Annotated in this window: 18 protein-coding genes; 3 read left to right on the top strand and 15 right to left on the bottom strand. The window is 67.4% G+C overall.

From position 1 onward, the window contains the following. Window positions 1-4: 4 nt before the first annotated feature. Window positions 5-562, bottom strand: a complete 558-nt coding sequence (orn, locus tag AC3A3X_RS05875) for an oligoribonuclease (RefSeq protein WP_487582100.1) — start codon at window positions 560-562, stop codon at window positions 5-7. A gap of 81 nt (window positions 563-643) precedes the next feature. Here orn and AC3A3X_RS05870 point away from each other — a divergent pair, with 81 nt between their 5' ends. Next, window positions 644-1,129: a DUF2721 domain-containing protein gene (locus AC3A3X_RS05870; protein WP_487582099.1), complete on the top strand. Its 486-nt coding sequence runs from the start codon at window positions 644-646 to the stop codon at window positions 1,127-1,129. 442 nt (window positions 1,130-1,571) lie between these two features. Here the strand turns inward: AC3A3X_RS05870 and tadA are convergent, their stop codons facing one another. From tadA to folD, 5 genes are all read right to left on the bottom strand, one after another. Further along, on the bottom strand, window positions 1,572-2,015 hold the full coding sequence (gene tadA, locus AC3A3X_RS05865) for a tRNA adenosine(34) deaminase TadA (protein ID WP_487582199.1): 444 nt from the start codon (window positions 2,013-2,015) through the stop codon (window positions 1,572-1,574). A gap of 29 nt (window positions 2,016-2,044) precedes the next feature. Then, on the bottom strand, window positions 2,045-2,542 hold the full coding sequence (locus AC3A3X_RS05860; protein WP_487582098.1) for a Cif family virulence factor: 498 nt from the start codon (window positions 2,540-2,542) through the stop codon (window positions 2,045-2,047). A 29-nt stretch (window positions 2,543-2,571) separates the two neighbouring features. Further along, entirely contained in the window at window positions 2,572-4,137 is a 1,566-nt protein-coding gene (gene guaA, locus AC3A3X_RS05855) for a glutamine-hydrolyzing GMP synthase (RefSeq protein WP_487582097.1), read from the bottom strand. A gap of 199 nt (window positions 4,138-4,336) precedes the next feature. Next, entirely contained in the window at window positions 4,337-5,794 is a 1,458-nt protein-coding gene (gene guaB / locus AC3A3X_RS05850) for an IMP dehydrogenase (protein WP_487582096.1), read from the bottom strand. 194 nt (window positions 5,795-5,988) lie between these two features. Then, window positions 5,989-6,888 (bottom strand): bifunctional methylenetetrahydrofolate dehydrogenase/methenyltetrahydrofolate cyclohydrolase FolD, encoded by a 900-nt coding sequence (gene folD / locus AC3A3X_RS05845; RefSeq protein WP_200605318.1) that lies wholly within the window; start codon window positions 6,886-6,888, stop codon window positions 5,989-5,991. A 116-nt stretch (window positions 6,889-7,004) separates the two neighbouring features. Here folD and AC3A3X_RS05840 point away from each other — a divergent pair, with 116 nt between their 5' ends. Both AC3A3X_RS05840 and AC3A3X_RS05835 read left to right on the top strand, forming a co-directional pair. Continuing rightward, entirely contained in the window at window positions 7,005-7,316 is a 312-nt protein-coding gene (locus AC3A3X_RS05840) for a DUF1244 domain-containing protein (protein ID WP_487582095.1), read from the top strand. 2 nt (window positions 7,317-7,318) lie between these two features. Next, on the top strand, window positions 7,319-8,089 hold the full coding sequence (locus tag AC3A3X_RS05835; protein WP_487582094.1) for an alpha/beta hydrolase: 771 nt from the start codon (window positions 7,319-7,321) through the stop codon (window positions 8,087-8,089). Between the two features lie 101 nt (window positions 8,090-8,190). Here AC3A3X_RS05835 and moeB read toward each other — a convergent pair whose 3' ends face one another. From moeB to rlmN, 9 genes are all read right to left on the bottom strand, one after another. Further along, window positions 8,191-9,315: a molybdopterin-synthase adenylyltransferase MoeB gene (gene moeB / locus AC3A3X_RS05830; RefSeq protein ID WP_487582093.1), complete on the bottom strand. Its 1,125-nt coding sequence runs from the start codon at window positions 9,313-9,315 to the stop codon at window positions 8,191-8,193. Window positions 9,316-9,347: 32 nt separating this feature from the next. Beyond that, entirely contained in the window at window positions 9,348-10,568 is a 1,221-nt protein-coding gene (locus AC3A3X_RS05825) for a molybdopterin molybdotransferase MoeA (RefSeq protein WP_487582198.1), read from the bottom strand. Window positions 10,569-10,599: 31 nt separating this feature from the next. After that, entirely contained in the window at window positions 10,600-11,190 is a 591-nt protein-coding gene (gene mobA, locus AC3A3X_RS05820) for a molybdenum cofactor guanylyltransferase (RefSeq protein WP_487582092.1), read from the bottom strand. 238 nt (window positions 11,191-11,428) lie between these two features. Beyond that, complete coding sequence (der, locus tag AC3A3X_RS05815; protein ID WP_487582091.1) at window positions 11,429-12,829, bottom strand: ribosome biogenesis GTPase Der; 1,401 nt, start codon at window positions 12,827-12,829, stop codon at window positions 11,429-11,431. Window positions 12,830-13,078: 249 nt separating this feature from the next. Next, the gene (bamB, locus tag AC3A3X_RS05810; protein ID WP_487582090.1) at window positions 13,079-14,278 is read right to left on the bottom strand and encodes an outer membrane protein assembly factor BamB; all 1,200 of its coding nucleotides are present in this window, start codon (window positions 14,276-14,278) and stop codon (window positions 13,079-13,081) included. Continuing rightward, the gene (locus AC3A3X_RS05805) at window positions 14,278-14,907 is read right to left on the bottom strand and encodes a YfgM family protein (RefSeq protein ID WP_487582089.1); all 630 of its coding nucleotides are present in this window, start codon (window positions 14,905-14,907) and stop codon (window positions 14,278-14,280) included. The genes bamB and AC3A3X_RS05805 overlap by 1 nt, the downstream gene beginning before the upstream one ends. Before the next feature lie 109 nt (window positions 14,908-15,016). Then, window positions 15,017-15,826 (bottom strand): RodZ domain-containing protein, encoded by an 810-nt coding sequence (locus AC3A3X_RS05800; RefSeq protein ID WP_487582088.1) that lies wholly within the window; start codon window positions 15,824-15,826, stop codon window positions 15,017-15,019. After that, a complete protein-coding gene (gene pilW / locus AC3A3X_RS05795; RefSeq protein ID WP_487582087.1) occupies window positions 15,823-16,689 on the bottom strand; it encodes a type IV pilus biogenesis/stability protein PilW in 867 nt (288 codons plus the stop codon). The genes AC3A3X_RS05800 and pilW overlap by 4 nt, the downstream gene beginning before the upstream one ends. Beyond that, a complete protein-coding gene (gene rlmN / locus AC3A3X_RS05790) occupies window positions 16,676-17,980 on the bottom strand; it encodes a dual-specificity RNA methyltransferase RlmN (RefSeq protein ID WP_487582086.1) in 1,305 nt (434 codons plus the stop codon). Before rlmN ends, pilW begins: the two co-directional genes overlap by 14 nt.

Below are 17,980 nucleotides of genomic sequence, written 5' to 3'. Positions count from 1 at the left end.
GGGCCTACAACCCGCCCAGCTTCCCCATCGACGCCCGGTAGTGCCGCAGCTCCGCGATGGAGTCGTGCACGTCGCTGAGCGCCGTATGCCGCGCGTCCTTGCTGACGCCGGCCAGCACCTCGGGTGCCCAGCGCCGGGCCAGTTCCTTGACGGTGCTGACGTCGAGATTGCGGTAGTGGAAGTAGCGCTCCAGCCGCGGCATCAGGCGATGCAGGAAGCGGCGGTCCTGGCAGATCGAGTTGCCGCACATCGGCGAACGGCCGGCCGGCACCCAGTGAGCGAGGAACGCCAGGGTGCTCGCTTCGGCTTCGGCCAGGGTCACCCTGCTTTCGACCACGCGCTTCCACAAGCCGGACTTGCCATGCTGGTTGCGGTTCCATTCGTCCATCGCTTCCAGGCGCGACACCGGATGCACGATCGCCAGCTCCGGCCCTTCGGCCAGGATGTTGAGCTGCTTGTCGGTCACCAGCGTGGCGATCTCGAGGATCGAATCGTTGTCGGTATCCAGGCCGGTCATTTCCAGATCGATCCAGATCAGATGCTCGTCGTTGCTCGCAGCCATGGGCTCGCACTGAAGGGATGTCGGTAGCATCATACAGCCAGCCCGCACCCGCGCCGCCCGCAACGCAGTCACGGAATCCGCATGCCTTCACCCCTCGCGATCGACCCGTCGCACTACGCCGTCGTCTCGGCGATGATCACGCCCGCGTTCTTCCTGACCGCCGCCAGCTCGCTGCTGATCTCGTCGAACAACCGCCTGGCACGCGTGGTCGATCGCATGCGCAGCGAGATCGAGGTGCTGCGCGCGACCGAACAGGGACCGGCCCGGGTCGCGCTGGAAGCACGCATCGCCACCCATCGCCGCCGCTCCTACCTGGTGCTGGCGTCGGTGCGCATGCTGTATGCGTCGATCAGCGCGTTCGTCGGCACCAGCCTGGGCATCGCGGTGGATGCGTTCCTGGGCTACCGGCTCGACCTGTTGCCCACCGGGCTGGCGATGGTCGGCGTGCTGCTGATGTTCGCCGCCTCGCTGTGCCTGGGGCGCGAGGCCAAGCTGGGCCTGCACATGCTCGACCTGGAGCTCAACGAGCAGCTGGCCAAGGACAGGATCGACCTGAGCAACGACTGACCGACCTGTCCCTTCTCCCGCTTGCGGGAGAAGGTGCCCGAAGGGCGGATGAGGGCGCTCTTGCGCTGTCGCTTCCGATCGCCCTCACCCCAACCCGTCTCCCGCACGCGGGAGAGGGGCTCGGAACTCTGAGCGATCTGTCCCTTCTCCCGCTCGCGGGAGAAGGTGCCCGGAGAGAGCCTGCCTCGTACTTGATACGGGGGCGGATGAAGGCGCTCTTGCGCTGTCGCTTCGATCGCCCTCACCCCAACCCCTCTCCCGCACGCGGGAGAGGGGCTCGGAACTCTGAGCGATGTGCCCCTTCTCCCGCTTGCGGGAGAAGGGGCCCGGAGAGCCTGCCCCGTACTTGATACGGGGGCGGATGAGGGCGCTCTTGCGCTGTCGCTTCCGATCGCCCTCACCCCAACCCCTCTCCCGCACGCGGGAGAGGGGTCGGAACTACTCAGACCTTGCCGCGCTTGCGCCGGAAATAGGCCGTCAATCGCGCACCGGACTCTTCACCCAGCACGCCACCGTGCACCAGCACGCGATGGTTGTGGCGCGGATCGGCGAGCAGGTCGAACACGCTGCCCGCCGCACCGGTCTTGGGGTCGCTGGCGCCGAAGACCACGCGCCCGATGCGTGCATGCACCATCGCCATCGCGCACATCGCGCACGGTTCCAGGGTCACGTACAACGTCGTGCCCAGCAGTCGATGATTGCCCAGTCGGCGTCCGGCCTGGCGTATCGCCACGATCTCGGCGTGCGCGGTCGGATCCTGCTCGGTGATGTTGCGGTTCCAGCCTTCGCCGAGCACCTCGCCGGCCGCCGAGACCAGCACCGCGCCGACGGGAATCTCGTCGTCCTCGCGCTCGGCGCGCTCGGCCAGGGCCAGCGCGTGGCGCATCCATTGCGTGTCGATGGCGAGGAGATCCGTCACTGCGCGTATACCCAAGACTTCGATTCACCGCCTTGGCTCAGGATCCGGCCGGCACGGCGGATCAGCCGGTCCTGGCCGCGGCTGCGCGCAACCATGGTGCCACCGATCCTGATAGTGCTGACCCCGTCCACGGTGGCGGTCTTTCGGTCGGGCGACAATTCGATGCGCTTGATCTCGACATCGAATTCCGGGCTCAACAAACCGCCCGACGCATCGCCAAGCCGGTCGAAAATCTTCAGTGACCGTTCCAGTTCCGCGCAGGCTTCCTCGCGCCCCATCGTCCGCGTCTGTTTACCCTCCGGACCGAAGGTTGTGTCGACCATGCGGTAATCGTCGGTCATCCGCGAACACACTGCTGAAGCGTTGGCCGCCTCGATGGCCCCGGCTTGTTCCCGATACGCCTCGCGAATCGACGCCTCATCCATACGGCGACTGAAATCGAAATACCAGAATGCCAGCCCCGCCAGAATCACCAGCAACACGATCTTCTTCATTTACGCTCCCTGTAAATGTGGCGCCCCGCCTACTCCCACTCGATGGTCGCGGGCGGCTTGCCACTTATGTCATAAACAACCCGAGATACACCGCGCAACTCATTGATAATACGGTTTGAAACCCTGCCAAGGAAGTCATACGGCAGGTGCGCCCAATGCGCCGTCATGAAGTCGATGGTCTCAACGGCACGCAGCGCGATCACCCACTCGTAGGCACGGGCATCGCCCACCACACCAACCGACTTGACCGGCAGGAACACCGCGAAGGCCTGGCTGGTGCGGTCGTACAGCTCGGCCTTGCGCAGCTCCTCGATGAAGATGTGGTCGGCCTTGGCCAGCAGTTCGGCGTACTCGCGCTTGACCTCGCCGAGAATGCGCACGCCCAGGCCCGGACCCGGGAACGGATGGCGGTAGACCATCGCGCGCGGCAGGCCGAGTTCGACGCCCAGGCGCCGCACTTCGTCCTTGAACAGTTCGCGCAGCGGCTCGACCAGGCCGAGCTTCATGTCTTCGGGCAGGCCGCCAACGTTGTGGTGACTCTTGATCACGTGCGCCTTGCCGGTCTTGCTGCCGGCCGACTCGATCACGTCCGGATAGATCGTGCCCTGCGCCAGCCACTTGGCGTTGGCGAGCCTGGACGACTCCTCGTCGAAGATCTCGACGAACAGGTTGCCGATGATCTTGCGCTTGGCTTCCGGGTCGCTGACGCCCTCAAGCGCCTTGAAGTAGCGGTCGGCAGCGTTCACGCGCACGACCTTCACGCCCATATGCTCGGCGAACATCGCCATCACCTGATCGCCCTCGTTCCAGCGCAGCAGGCCGGTGTCGACGAACACGCAGGTCAGCTGCTCGCCGATGGCCTTGTGCAGCAGCGCGGCCACGACCGAGGAGTCGACGCCGCCGGACAGGCCGAGGATGACTTCGTCGGAGCCGACCTTCTCGCGCACGCGGGCGATCTGGTCATCGATGATGTGCGCGGCGGTCCACAGCGTCTTGCAGCCGCAGATCTCGGTGACGAAGCGGCGCAGCAGGGTCGTGCCCTGCTTGGTGTGGGTCACTTCCGGGTGGAACTGCACGCCGTACCAGCGCTTGGATTCCAGCGCCATTGCCGCGACGGGGATGCGGTCGGTGACGGCGGTGACGGTCCAGCCCGGCGGCGCCTTGGCAACGTGGTCGCCGTGGCTCATCCACACGTCGATGCGCGGCTCGCCGTCGTGGTCGGACAGGCCGCCGAGCAGCGCGTCGCGCGCGACCAGCTCGACCTCGGCATGACCGAACTCGCGCGCATCGGCGGCTTCGGTGGCGCCGCCCAGCTGCGCGGCCAGCGTCTGCATGCCGTAGCAGATGCCCAGGATCGGCAGGCCCGAATCGAACACTTCCTGCGGCGCGGCAGGCGCGCCGTGCTCGGTCGTCGACTCCGGGCCACCGGAGAGAATGATGCCCTTCGCGCCGTACTTCGCGATCTCGGCTGGATCGTGGTCCCAGGCCCAGATCTCACAGTAGACGCCGATCTCGCGGATGCGGCGGGCGATCAGCTGCGTGTACTGCGCGCCGAAGTCGAGGATCAGGATCTTGTCGCTGTGGATGTCGGTCATCGGAATTCGGGCCAGATCTCTCTTGCAGCTCGTCATTCCCGCGAAGGCGGGAACCCAGTGTCTTGCGCTGTTGATGTCGTCCCCGGTTGCAAGTGGAAACCCAGCGATCATTCGCTCGAAGCAAAGTCGCTGGGTTCCCGCCTTCGCGGGAATGACGGTCTACTGCGGCGGTAACAACAAACGCCGAACGGCGCCGGCATCACCCGGCGCGGTAGTTCGGCGGTTCCTTGGTGATCTGCACGTCGTGCACGTGGCTCTCGCGCGCGCCGGCGTTGGTGATGCGCACGAAGCTGGGCTTCTTGCGCATGTCTTCGATGGTCGCGCAGCCGACATAGCCCATCGTCGCGCGCAGGCCGCCGGCGAGCTGATGGACCACGTTGCGCAGCGGACCGCGATACGGAACGCGACCTTCGATACCTTCGGGCACGAGCTTGTCGGCATCCGACGCGTCCTGGAAGTAGCGGTCCTTGGAGCCCTGCTCCATCGCGCCGATGCTGCCCATGCCGCGGTAGCTCTTGTAGCTGCGGCCCTGGAACAGCTCGACTTCGCCCGGCGCTTCCTCGGTGCCGGCGAACAGGCCGCCGACCATCACGGTGGAGGCACCGGCAACCAGCGCCTTGCCGATATCGCCCGAGTAGCGGATGCCGCCGTCGGCGATCAGCGGGATGCGGTCCTGCAGCGCCTCGGCCACCATCGCCACGGCGGTGACCTGCGGCACGCCGACGCCGGCCACGATTCGCGTGGTGCAGATCGAGCCCGGGCCGACGCCGACCTTGACCGCGTCCGCGCCGTTGTCCATCAGCGCCAGTGCGGCATCGCCGGTGACGATGTTACCGCCGATGACCTGCAACTGCGGGAAGTTCTTCTTCACCCACTTCACGCGGTCGAGCACGCCCTGCGAGTGGCCGTGCGCGGTATCGACCACGACCACGTCCACGCCGGCCGCCGCCAGCGCTTCCACACGCGCCTCGGTGTCGCCACCGACGCCGACCGCGGCGCCGACCAGCAGGCGTTCGCTGCTGTCGTAGGCGGCGTTGGGGTTGTCGGACTTCTTCTGGATGTCCTTGACGGTGATCAGCCCGCGCAGCTCGAAGCCGTCGTTGACCACCAGCACCTTCTCGATGCGGTGCTTGTGCAGCAGGTTCAGGACCTCCTCGTCGGTCGCGCCTTCGCGCACCGTGATGAGGCGGTCCTTCTTGGTCATGATGTGACGGACCGGATCGTCGAGCTTCTTCTCGAAGCGCATGTCGCGGCTGGTGACGATGCCGAGCAGCTGGCCGCCGTCAACCACCGGCACGCCGGAGATGTTGCGGGCACGGGTCAGCTTGAGCACTTCGGCGATCGTGGTCTCGGGGCCGACGGTAAACGGCTCCTTGATCACGCCCGCCTCGAACTTCTTGACCGAGGCGATCTGCGCCGCCTGCGCCTGCACGCTCATGTTCTTGTGGATGATGCTGATGCCACCCAGCTGGGCCATCGCAATGGCCAGGCGTGCCTCGCTGACCGTGTCCATCGCCGCCGACAGGATCGGCAGACGGATGTTGAGGTCGCGGGTGAGTCGCGTCGTGAGCGAGACGTCCTTGGGCAGGACGACCGAGTGGGCCGGGACGAGCGAAACGTCGTCGTAGGTCAGTGCTTCAGCCTGGATGCGCAGCATGGGCAGGGGCCGTGAGGATGAAGCGAGCCATTGTAACCCGGAAGGCACCCCTGATGCGCATATCGCGCCTGGAACGCTGTGGGCCGGCGTGTAGGAGCGAGCTTGCTCGCGATCACCCTGTCCGCAAGCCCTCTCGCGGGAAGGGATCGTTTCGGCCTGATCGCGAGCAAGCTCGCTCCTACCGCCCGCCGGAGTCAGGACACCGGCGACCAGCCGCGGCCCGAATCGGCGGCCTCGGCGGCCTCCAGCGTGTTCTGCATCAGCGTCGCCACGGTCATCGGGCCGACGCCGCCGGGGACCGGGGTGATCCAGCTGGCGCGTTCAGCCGCGGCGGCAAAGCCGACGTCGCCGACCAGGCGGCCGTCGTCGAGGCGATTGATGCCGACGTCGATCACCACCGCGCCCGGCTTGACCCATTCGCCTGGAATCAGGCCCGGGCGGCCGACCGCGACGACCAGGATGTCGGCGTTGCGGATCGAGGTCTCGAGCACTTCCGGCGGGGTGAACTTGTGGCAACTGGTGACGGTGCAGCCGGCGATCAGCAGCTCCAGCGCCATCGGCCGGCCGACGTGGTTGGACACGCCCACGATCGTCGCGCTCTGCCCGCGCACGGCCTTGTCGGTGTAGGCCAGCAGCGTGGTGATGCCGCGCGGCGTGCACGGGCGCAGGCCGAACTGGCGCAGGGCCAGGTGACCGACGTTCTCGGGGTGGAAGCCGTCGACGTCCTTGCGCGGGTCGATGCGGTGGATCAGGCCGGTGGCATCGCGGCGGTCCGGCAGCGGCAGCTGGACCAGGATGCCGTGGACCTCGGGATCGGCGTTGAGCCGGTCGATCAGGGCCAGCAGCTCGTCGTTGCCGGTGTCGGCCGGCAGGTCGTAGTCGATGGCGCGGATGCCCACTTTTTCCGCGGCGCGACGTTTGTTGCGGACATAGACGCTGGACGCCGGGTCGTTGCCGACCAGCACCACCGCCAGGCCGGGGCGCGACTTGCCGGCCGCGACCCGCGCGGCGACCCGGGCCTTGAGGTTGTCGAGCAGGTCGTCGGCAATGCGCTTGCCGTCGAGGATGCGGGCGGTGGGGGTGGAGGCGGTCATGCGGTCGCTGCGTTACAGTCGAGGCCGCGCATTATCGCTTATTAAGACCCGTCCCATTTGACCGCCGCCCATTCGACGGCACCCCGCCACCCCACTCCGCCCCCGACGGAGGCCCCATGACCGATACCGATTTCGAAACCACCCAGATCGAGGCTGCCGCCTTCCGGCGCCTGCTCCAGCACCTGATGGTCGAACGCACCGACGTGCAGAACATCGACCTGATGATCAACGCCGGCTTCTGCCGCAACTGCCTGTCCGACTGGTACCGCGAAGCCGCCGAGCACCGCGGCATCACCATGACCAAGGACGAGGCGCGCGAGGCGATCTACGGCATGCCCTTCGCGCAATGGAAGGCCGAGCACCAGAAGGAAGCCACCGCCGAACAGCTGGCCGCCTTCGAAGCAGCGCGGCTCAGGCACGGCGGTTGAGCATGCGCAAGCAACTGCTCGGATGGGCCGCCCTGCCGGTGCTTGGTTACGCCGGCATCTGTGCGTGGCTGTTCGCCAAGCAGCGCGAGTTGATCTACCTGCCCCAGGACACCCGGGTCGATGCGGCGCAGACCGACTTCGCCCTCGAACGAGAAGGTGTGCGCCTGCACGGCTGGGTGGTCAACGCCTCGCGGCACGAACCGGTGATCTACTTCGGCGGCAACGCCGAACGCGTCGAGAACCGGCGCGAGCAACTCGGGCGCGTGTTGCCCGGGCGCAGCATCTACCTGATCGCCTATCGCGGCTATGGCGCCAGCGACGGCGCTCCCAGCGAAGCGGCGTTGTTCGCCGATGCGCTGGCGGTGTACGACGAAGTGCAGGCCCGCCATCCCGGCGAAGCGATCTCGGTGATCGGCTCCAGCCTTGGCAGCGGCGTGGCCAGCTATGTCGCGTCGAAACGGCCGGTGGCGCGACTGGTGCTGATTGCGCCGTTCGACAGCCTGGCAGCCGTCGCGCAATCCCACTACCGGATCTTCCCGGTGCGCTGGATCGTCAAGGACCGCTTCGAATCGGCCGGCTACCTGAGTGGGTACCAGGGACCGGTGCTGGTGATCCGCGCCGGCCGCGACCAGGTGATTCCGGCCGCCAGCACCGGTCGCCTGATCTCGGCGCTGGGCCGGCCGCCGAAGGTGGTCGACCTGCCAAAGGCCGACCACAACACGATCGGCACCGACCCCGGCTTCGAGCAGGCGCTGGCGCAGTTCATGCTGTAACCGCCTGTCGTCCCGAGCGCAGCGAGGGACCTGCTGTAGCCGCCTTGGAAGCAGGTCCCTCGCTGCGCTCGGGACGACAGGTGTTGTGCCGGGGACGATCGCTACCCCGCGCAGAACTGCACGTAGTCGATATAGCCCGGAAACTCGCGCCCTGCCGCACATACCGGGCACTCCGGATCGGCCGACAACCGCGTCTCGCGGAACTTCATCGCCAGCGCATCGAAATTCAGCAGCCGCCCGGCCAGCGAATCGCCCAGTCCCAGGATCAGCTTGATCGCTTCGGTCGCCTGCAGCATGCCGATCACGCCGGGCAGGACGCCCAGCACGCCGGCCTCGGAGCAGTTCGGCGCCGCTTCCGGCGGCGGCGGCTCGGGGAACAGGCAGCGGTAGCACGGCGCTTGGCCACGGTGGCGCCCGGCATCGAACACGCTGACCTGCCCTTCGAAGCGATGCACCGCGCCGTACACCAGCGGCTTGCCGAGCTTCACGCAGGCATCGTTGAGCAGGTACCGCACCGGGAAGTTGTCGGCGCCGTCGATCACCACGTCGGCATCGGCGATCAGTCGCTCGACGTTCTCGGCCGTGATGCGTTCCGGGAACGCTTCGATGGTGACGGTGGGATTGAGCGCCGACAGCGCGATGCGGGCCGACTCGACCTTGGCCACGCCGATGCGGTCTTCGGTATGCAGTATCTGCCGTTGCAGGTTGCTGCGATCGACCACGTCGTCGTCGGCCAGCACCAGCGTGCCGACCCCCGCGGCGGCCAGGTAGTAGGCCGCCGGCGAGCCCAGCCCGCCGGCACCGACCATGGCGATGCGCGCGGCCTGCAGTCGACGCTGACCGCCCTCGCCCACTTCCGGCAGCCGCAAGTGACGCGAGTAGCGGTCGTAGAAGTCGAAATCGCCTTCCGGACGCGTCAGCGGCAGGCCTTCTGCGATCCAGCGGGTAGTGCCGCCTTGCACCGATGCAACGCGGACATAACCCGCCCCGTGCAGTACCTGCGCGGCTTCCAGCGAGCGCCGGCCGGACTGGCAGATCAGCATCACTTCCGCGTCGAGGGCGGGAAGCTCGACCAGCGGTTGCGCCTCCAGCTCCGCCTTCGCTACGCCGCGGGCACCTTCGGCGAAACCGGTGGCGCGCTCGTGCGACTCGCGCACGTCGATCAGCACCGCTCCGGACCGCTGGCGACGCAATGCCTCCGCCGGGGAGATCTCTTCGATGTTCATGCCGGCATTATCGCTCCACAACGGCAGCTCCACTACGCGTAGCGCAGCACCTCGACCACCTCGCCTGCGGCCAGCCGCTGCGGCCCGTCGGGAATCACGATCAATGCATTGGACTCGGCCACCGCGCGCAAGCGGTGCGAACCGGTCGCCGGGTTCGGGTCGGCGCGCAGCACGCCGTGGTCATCGCAGAACACCCGGGCACGGATGAATTCGCGACGCGCGTGCTCCTTGTCGATCGGCGCGACCAGTTGCGCGCGCTCTGCCAGTCGCGGTTCGCTGCGTCCCTGCAGCGCGTCGACGAGAGCACGCCCGAAGGAAAGGTAGGTGGCGAACACCGATACCGGATTGCCCGGCAGGCCCAGCACGCGCGCCTGGTCCAGGCTGCCGAACAACAGCGGCATGCCCGGTTTCATCCGCACCTTCCAGAAATGGGTCTGGCCGAACTGCGCCAGCACCGCCGGAATATGGTCCTTCTCGCCGGCCGAAACCGCGCCGCAGGTGATCACGATGTCGAACGCGCAGGCGGCATCGCGCAAGGCGATCTCGACCCGCCTGGGGTCGTCGGGCAGGCGCGGCCAGGCAGTCGGCTCCAGCCCGTCGGCACGCAACAGGCCCATCAGCAGTTCGCGGTTGCTGTCGTAGATCTCGCCCGGCGCCAATGCCATGCCCGGCTCGACCAGTTCGTCGCCACTGCTGAACACCGCCACGGTGGGTCGTCGCACCACGGGCAGCGAGGCCAAGCCCATCGAGGCCGCCAGCGAGACGCGCGCCGGCGTCAACAGCGAACCTGAGCGCAGCACCAGCTCGCCAGCGGCCACGTCCTCGCCTGCGCGGCGCACGTTGGATCCCATGGAGATGACCCCGCCGGCAACCGTCACCCGGTCGCCATCGACCCGGCTGTTCTCCTTGATCACGACGGTGTCGGCACCGGCCGGCATCGGTGCGCCGGTGGTAATGCGCACGCACTCGCCGGCACCGATCTCCAGCCCCAATGAGCGCCCGGCAAACTGCTCGCCTGCCAGGCACAACGTCGTCTCGCCAGCGCGCAGATCGGCGTGCCGGACGGCAAATCCATCCATCGCGCTGTTGTCGAAGGGTGGCAACGACAGCGCCGCGTGCACGTCGGCGGCAAGGATGCGGCCGTGCGTGCGCGACAAGGCCAGGGTTTCGGTTTCGAGGCGATGCGAGGCCGCCACCTCGCGGACGATCGCAAGCGCATCGTCGAACAGCAATCCAGTCGGAGGCGTGGTCATGGCAGGGGCGCGGTTCATGTCGGGGGTGTGATCAGATCGGTGTGAATCCGGCCGCGGCCAGGTCATCGGGCGTGTTGAGATTGCCGAAGCGTACGCCGTCCAGTCGCACCGCCGCCATGCCAAGTGCGGCCTGCAGTGCGTGCACCGCCACTTCGCCGCGTGCCAGTGCGGCGCTCGCAGCCGGTTGCAGCATCACCAGCGACCACAGGGCGACCAGCGGCTGCGGGCCGTCGTCGTCCACGGCAAACGCCCCGGCGGTGCCTGCCGCTGATGCCAGTGTCGGCAGCAGGCACTCGTTGACGCCGATCAGGTCGACGGGAATCGTGAGCAGCCAGGGGGTCGTGCAGACGGCGGCCATCGCGTCGATGCCGGCCAGCGGGCCCAGGTCGCCACCTGCCCGATCGGCGACGGCGCGCAACCCCGCGTCGGCATAGCGTCCGTCGTGGCGATTGGCGCTGACCAGCACGGCGGATGTCTCGCCGGCAAAGCGTCGCTGCCAGCGGACCACCTGGGCAACGCCGTCGCGCTCGAGCCAGGCCTTGTCGGCGCCACCCAGTCGTGAGGCGCGACCTCCGGCAAGAATGCCGAGCGTCACCTGGGAAGCTGGAAGCGTATTCGTCATTGGCCACCTGCGGGGCGGGTCTGGCGGCATTGTCGCGCGCACCAGCCCGGAACACCCACTCGTCAGTCACGCGGAACACCCGTCATTCCCGCGAAGGCGGGAACCCAGCGACTTCCCGCTCGTCATTCCCGCGAAGGCGGAAATCCATGGACGTTGCTCCAGTGCCCAAGCCAAGTCACTGGGTTCCCGCCTGCGCGGGAATGACGGGAATTGGGGGTGACGTTCTGGCGCCGCAACCTCACTTCCCGCGCTTCACATGCCGGATCATGCGACGCTTCTTGACGACCTGGCGCTCGCTGAGCACGTTCTTCTTGCCTTCGTACGGGTTCGTGCCTTCCTTGAACACGAACCGCACCGGCGTGCCGACCAGCTTGAAGCGCTTGCGGAAGAAGTTCTCCAGATAGCGCTTGTAGGAATCGCTGAGCGTGCGCAGGCGGGTGCCATGGACGACGAACGTCGGCGGGTTGTTGGCGGCCGGGTGTGCGTAACGCAGCTTGGGGACGTGACCGCGCACGACCGGCGGCGGGTTGGTCTCGTAGGCCACTTCCAGCGCCTTGTTGACTTCGCTGGTGCTGAACTCGTGCGTGGCCGAGGCATGCGCGCGATGGATCGCCTTGAACAGCTCGCGCAGCCCGGAGCCGTGCTTGGCGCTGATCCGCACCGCTTCGGCCCAGTCCACGAATCCAAGCTTGCGGGCGAGCAACTGCTCCGCCTGCTGGCGCTGGTAGTCGGTCTGGTTGTCCCACTTGTTGACTGCCACCACCAAGGCACGGCCGGCATCGAGCGCGTAGCCGAGCACACTGGCGTCCTGGTCGGTCACGCCTTCGCCGGCGTCGAGCATGATCACCGCGACCTGGCATTGCTCGATGGCCTGCAGGGTCTTGATGATCGAGAACTTCTCGACGGCTTCATCGACGCGCGACTTGCGGCGCAGGCCGGCGGTGTCGATCAGGCGATACAGGCGACCGTCGCGCTCCATGTCGATGGCGACCGAATCGCGGGTGGTGCCCGGCACTTCGGAAGCGATCATCCGCTCCTCGCCCAGCAAGCGATTGACCAGCGTCGACTTGCCGACGTTGGGGCGGCCGATGAAGGCGATGCGGATGCGCGAAGGATCGGAGTCGAGCTCGGTCGCGGCGCCGGCTTCCGGCAGCCTTTCCAGGCTGGAGTCGATCAACTCGTCAATGCCCTGGCGGTGCGCCGACGACACGGTGATGACGTCGCTGAAACCGTAGCGGGCGAAATCGTTGCGGGCGGCCTGGGCATCGATGCCGTCGATCTTGTTGATCACCAGCGTGGTCGGCCGCGCCGACTTGCGCAGCCAGGCCAGGATCTCGTCGTCCAGGGCCGAGGCGCCTTCGCGGCCGTCGACGATGAACAACACCAGGTCGGCTTCTTCGGCCGCGGACCGGGCCTGGCGCGCGGTCGCGCCGGCCAGGCCCTCGTCTTCGCCGGCAATACCGCCGGTATCGACGACCGCGAACGACGGCTTGCCCTCCGGTCGGCACACGCCGTAATGGCGATCGCGGGTCACACCCGGCTCGTCATGGACCAGGGCGTCGCGACTGCGCGTGAGCGCATTGAAGAGCGTGGATTTTCCGACGTTGGGGCGACCAACGAGGGCAACTAGCGGAAGCATGGGCGAAAGCCGAATGGGGAATGGAATGGTAGTGCGGGTGGATCAGGCCGTAATGGACCCGGCATGGACCGGGTGTCCAGGCCTGCGAGGCTGGCGGGCGCGGCGATACCGGGCCGGTGCGCCACTGCTGGGCCTGCCGGTGGCAGGTCGGTCCGCAGCGCATGATGACCGCCCGGTCGCAAAAAGGGAAACGGCCCAGCGCCGTCGGGCGCTGGGCCGATCTGCCATCAAGTTGGCGCGTTGCCGACCTTACTGCAGGCGGAACGCGGTCAGCTCACCGCTCACGTTCTGGACGATCGCGATGCCGTCCACGACCACAGGCGCCGCCCGAACGGCCTTGCCGCCGACGCGTTCGCGCGCGGCGAACTCGCCGTTGTCGAGCTTGAGCCAGTGGACATAGCCGTCGAAGTCGGCAACCACGGCGTAATCGCCCTGCACCGCCGCACCCGTCACGTTGCGGCGTGCCAGGCCCGGTTGCTGCCACAGGGCGCTGCCACCGGACTTGTCCAGGCCGAACACGATGCCACCGGCATCGGCCACGACGAGACGGTCGCTACCCATGCCGATCCGGCCGGCGCCACCGTGCTCGCTCTGCCACATCGGCCGGCCGCTCGGTGCATCGATGGCCATGGTCTGGTTCTTGAAACTGGTGGCATACAGCGTCGTGCCATCCAGCACCGGCGTGCCGTCGACGTCGGCCATGCGGTCGAGCTCGGTACGGCCTTCACCCTGGCCCACCGACTGCTCCCACAGCGGACGACCATCGGTCGCCGACAGCGCCGTAACAGAGCCATCGTCGTTGCCGACGAAGACATAACCCGGGCCAAGCTGCGGGGCATCGTTGCCGCGCACCGACAGCATCGGCACTTCCTGCACCCAGAACCAGCGACGCTCGCCATTGGCGGCATCGAAGGCGGTGATACGGCCGTCGTTGGAGCGCACGAACACCGTGCCCATGCCGACCGCAGGCGCTGCGATCACCTCATTGGGGACCTGCGCCTGCCACTTCTTCTCGCCGGTCGCGGCGTCAAGGGCGATCACTTCGCCATTGAGGCCACCGACCACCACCAGGCCTTCGCCGACGCCGGGACCACCGGAAACGCCCAGCTCGACCTTCTTCTCCGGGCGGTATTCCCAGACCGACTTGCCGTTCTGCAGGTCGAAGGCATGCACGCCGCCCTCGATGGCGGCAGCGTAGACGCGGCCATCGGCCACGACCGGCCCCTGGCGCACGCCCATGCGACCCTCGCCCTTGCCGGCGTTGGCCGACCACAGCTTGGAGACGGTCACCGACGGAGTGATGTCGGTCAGCTCGACCGGTTCGTTGGGCTTACCGTCGTCCTTCTTCTTGTCGCCGCCGAACCAGCCCTTGACCGTCGAGCAGCCCACGAGCGAGGCCGCGCACAGCAGCACGAGGGAGGTACGCAGCAGCATCGTGCGGTGCTTCATCAGGACTTGGCCTCGGGCGTGGCCGGCGCGCCGCCGACCTGGTTGAGTTTGAGTTCGATCAGGCGCCGCTGCGGCGAGGCGACGTCGAGCTTCGCCAGTGCCTGCGAGTAGGAGGTACGGGCCTGGTCGAGTTGGCCGAGCGCGAAATGCGCGTCGCCGCGCACTTCCAGCGCCGTGGCAGAAGTGCCACTGCTGACCAGCTTGAGCGCTGCATCGGCCTGCTTGGCCTCGATCAGCAAGCGCGCCAGGCGCTGGTTGACGACTTCGGCGATCGCCGGGTCATTGCTCTTGATGGCGCGCAGGGTGGCGATGGCGGCATCGTTCTGGCGCGCGTCGACCTGCGAGCGTGCCAGCTCCAGCGCGGCCAGGTCGTGGTAGGCGCTGTCAGCCAGCGCGTTGACCTTGGCCTGTGCCGTCTTGTCCTTGGCCTGGATGGCGTCGAGCGTCGCCTGGTACTGGTTCGAAAGATCCAGCTGGGCCTGCTCGCCGCGATGTTCCCACCACTTCCAGCCGCCGATGGCCGCCAGCCCGAGCACGATGCCGCCGATCAGGCCAGCTCCGTTGTTGCGCAGCCACTGAAGGACGCGCTCGCTTTGTTCGTGTTCGTCGAGAAGGTCGTCTATTGCCATTCGGGAGCTGCCATTCCAAAGCTGCTGTGTCGCCCCCGCCCTGCGGCGGGAACCCAATGAGGAACACCGGCCCGCGTGGACCGGTGACGAGGGATGACCCGCGCGCGGGTCAGTCTGCGACCGGCGTCAGGGAACCGTCAGAGGATAGCGTAAAGCGCGCCACGTTCGCGCGGCTGAACGGCGTCAGATCAACCGTCTTGCCCGCCTGCCGCACTTCCACGGCAGTGGAGTTGCCCAGAACGACGCGGGAAACCTCGCCAGCGCCGTAGCTTCGCTGCTGTCCCGCCCCCAGCAGGCCCTGCTCCAGCGTGGTGCCGTTGCTGCCGATCACCTGGACCCAGCTTTCGTCGGTGAAGCTCAACGACAGCGCCGCCTGTGCCGACGCCGACGGGATCGGCGCCATCGACGCGATCAGCGGGGTGCGTTGTACACCTGTCGGAGCCGGCTTGGTGGCCGGCGTTTCGCCCTGCGCGGCTGGGGTCACCGGAACCTCCAGCGACTGCACCGTGGACTGGTGGGGCGAGCGGGTGGCCAGCCAGACCGGCACGGCGATCGCCGCGGTCAGGACGATATAGATGGCCCGGCGCGTCACCTGCTCGAGCACATGGCGATAGCGCGGCGTATAGGTATGGCTGACAAGTTCGGACGGGGCGACAGCAGTGACGGTGCTCTGGCGCAGTTGGTCTTCCAGGTCGACACCCAGCAGGCGCGCATAGCTGCGCAGCTGACCACGCACGAACACCGGCGCCCCGAGCTGGCTCGGATCCCCGGATTCGAGCTGGCGGATCACGCGCAGCGGAATCTTCAGGCTCGCGGCCACTTCTTCCTGGGACAGCCCCGCCTGTTCGCGGGCCTGCATCAGGCGCACGCCGCAGCTGGCGCCCATCTCGGGCGCAGTGTCATTAGAAGAGCCCATCATCGCCTTCCGTCATCCCCCATGCCGGAGCCCTGCGTTTCAGGGAACTCCGCCCTCATTCGCTGAACGTATCTTGCGGCGGCTGCCGTGTCGCCGAGTTTCTGCTCGATTTGTGACGCAAGCAACAACGCGCTGCGATCCGCGGGGGCTGCTGCCAGGCGGCGCTCGGAGAAAGCCCGGGCCTCGAACGCCCTGCCCTGGCGGAATTCCAGCTCCGCCAGCGCCCCAAGCGCAACCGGGTTGGTCGGGTCCAGTGCGATGGCATCGCGCAGGTTGCGGGCGGCGCGCGCGTCCTGCCCTGCACGAAGTGCACAGCTGCCCGCATTGGCCAAAGCCATCGCCGGCGTCTGATAACTGCTGTCGGCGAGCGCGCGGTCGAACCAGGCCAGCGACTCCGCCGCCTGCCCCTGCCCGCACAGCCACACACCGTAATTGTTGAGAACGCCACCGCTCGTCGGCGCCAGCTCGGCCGCACGACGGTAATGCTCGCCGGCCTGCGCGGTCGCACCGCTACGCTCGGCGGCAGCACCCATCAGCGTGTAGGCGTCGACCGAACGCGGATCGATCTTCAGGGCCTGGCGTGCCTCGCGTTCGGCACCCGGGTAATCGCCGGTAAGCACCTTCTCCTGCGCACGCTGCAGGTACACGCGGGCACTGGAGGACTTGTCCCGCTTGTCGTCGCTGACATCGACCTTGCGTGCGATCTGGTCATAGTCGCCGCGACTGAAGTCCTGCCGCACGAAGGTCAGCTTGCTGCAGGCGCTGGAGGCGACCAGCACCATCACGACGAACAGGGAAAGACGAAGCGTCCGGCGGCCATTGTCGCCTCGGGTCATGCCTTCGAGGCGGACGTCAGGCTGCTTCATCGCCCAGCCCCTGCGCCTGCAGTTGCTTGCGGAATTCGGCCTGGCGACGCGTCCGGTCCATGACCTGGCCCTTGAGCTGGCCGCAGGCGGCATCGATGTCGTCGCCACGGGTGCGGCGCACCGGCGCGATCATGCCGGCATCGTTGAGCAGCTTCTGGAAGGTGCGGATCGCGACTTCGTCCGGGCGCTCGAAGCGCGTGCCCGGGAACGGATTGAACGGGATCAGGTTGACCTTGGCCGCGTCCTTCATCTGCACCGCGTTGTCGAACTGGCGCAACAGGCGCAGCAACTGGCGCGCGTGCTGTGGCTGGTCGTTGACGCCCTTCATCAGGGTGTACTCGAAGGTGACCGAACTGCCGCGCTTGCGCAGCGCGTAGCGCACGCAGGCTTCCATCAGTTGCTCGATCGGGTATTTCTTGTTGAGCGGCACCAGTTCGTTGCGCAGCTCGTCGTTGGGCGCATGCAGCGAGACGGCGAGCGAGACGTCGCTCTCCTCGCCGAGGCGATCGATCATCGGCACCATGCCGGCGGTCGACAGCGTCACACGCTTGTTGGCAAGGCCGTAGCCCAGGTCGTCGCGCATGATGCTCATCGCGCGCACGACGTTGTCGAAGTTCGCCAGCGGCTCGCCCATGCCCATCATCACCACGTTGGTCAGCTTGCGCTGCTGGTGCGGGACGTTGCCGAGGTGACGCGCCGCCACCCAGACCTGGCCGATGATCTCGGCGGTCGACAGGTTGCGGTTGAAGCCCTGGGTCGCGGTCGAGCAGAACGTGCAGTTGAGCGCGCAGCCCACCTGCGAGGAAACGCACAGCGTGCCGCGGCCCTTGTCGGGGATGAACACCGTCTCGATGGCGTTCTTCGGGTCCATGCCCAGCAGCCACTTGTGGGTGCCGTCGGTGGACGCCTTGTCGAACACGACCTGCGGAACCTGCACGACTGCGTGCTGTTCGAGCTTGGCGCGCAGCGCCTTGCCCAGGTCGGTCATGTCGTTGAAGTCGGTGACGTAGCGGTGATGGATCCACTTCATCACCTGATGCGCACGGAACTTCTTCTCGCCGAGCGTATCTTCGAAGAAACGCTCGAGCGAAACGCGGTCGAGATCGAACAGATTGGTTCTGGAGCCGGGATTGGTCCGGGAACCGGTCGAGACCGGGTCCGGGTTGGTCCTGCCCGGCTCGACCGCGCGCTTGCCGGCCACGACCGGCGCAGTCGCGACAGCCGACTCCGTCGCCGCCGCGGTGCCTGCGTCAGCGAGGTGGAGTTCGATGGTGTCGCGTTGCGTGGTCAT

The organism is Lysobacter sp. Soil_N_23, assembly GCF_057656135.1.
Note: the sequence above shows the minus strand (reverse complement) of the source record. Positions and strands in the feature narration are given on the sequence as shown.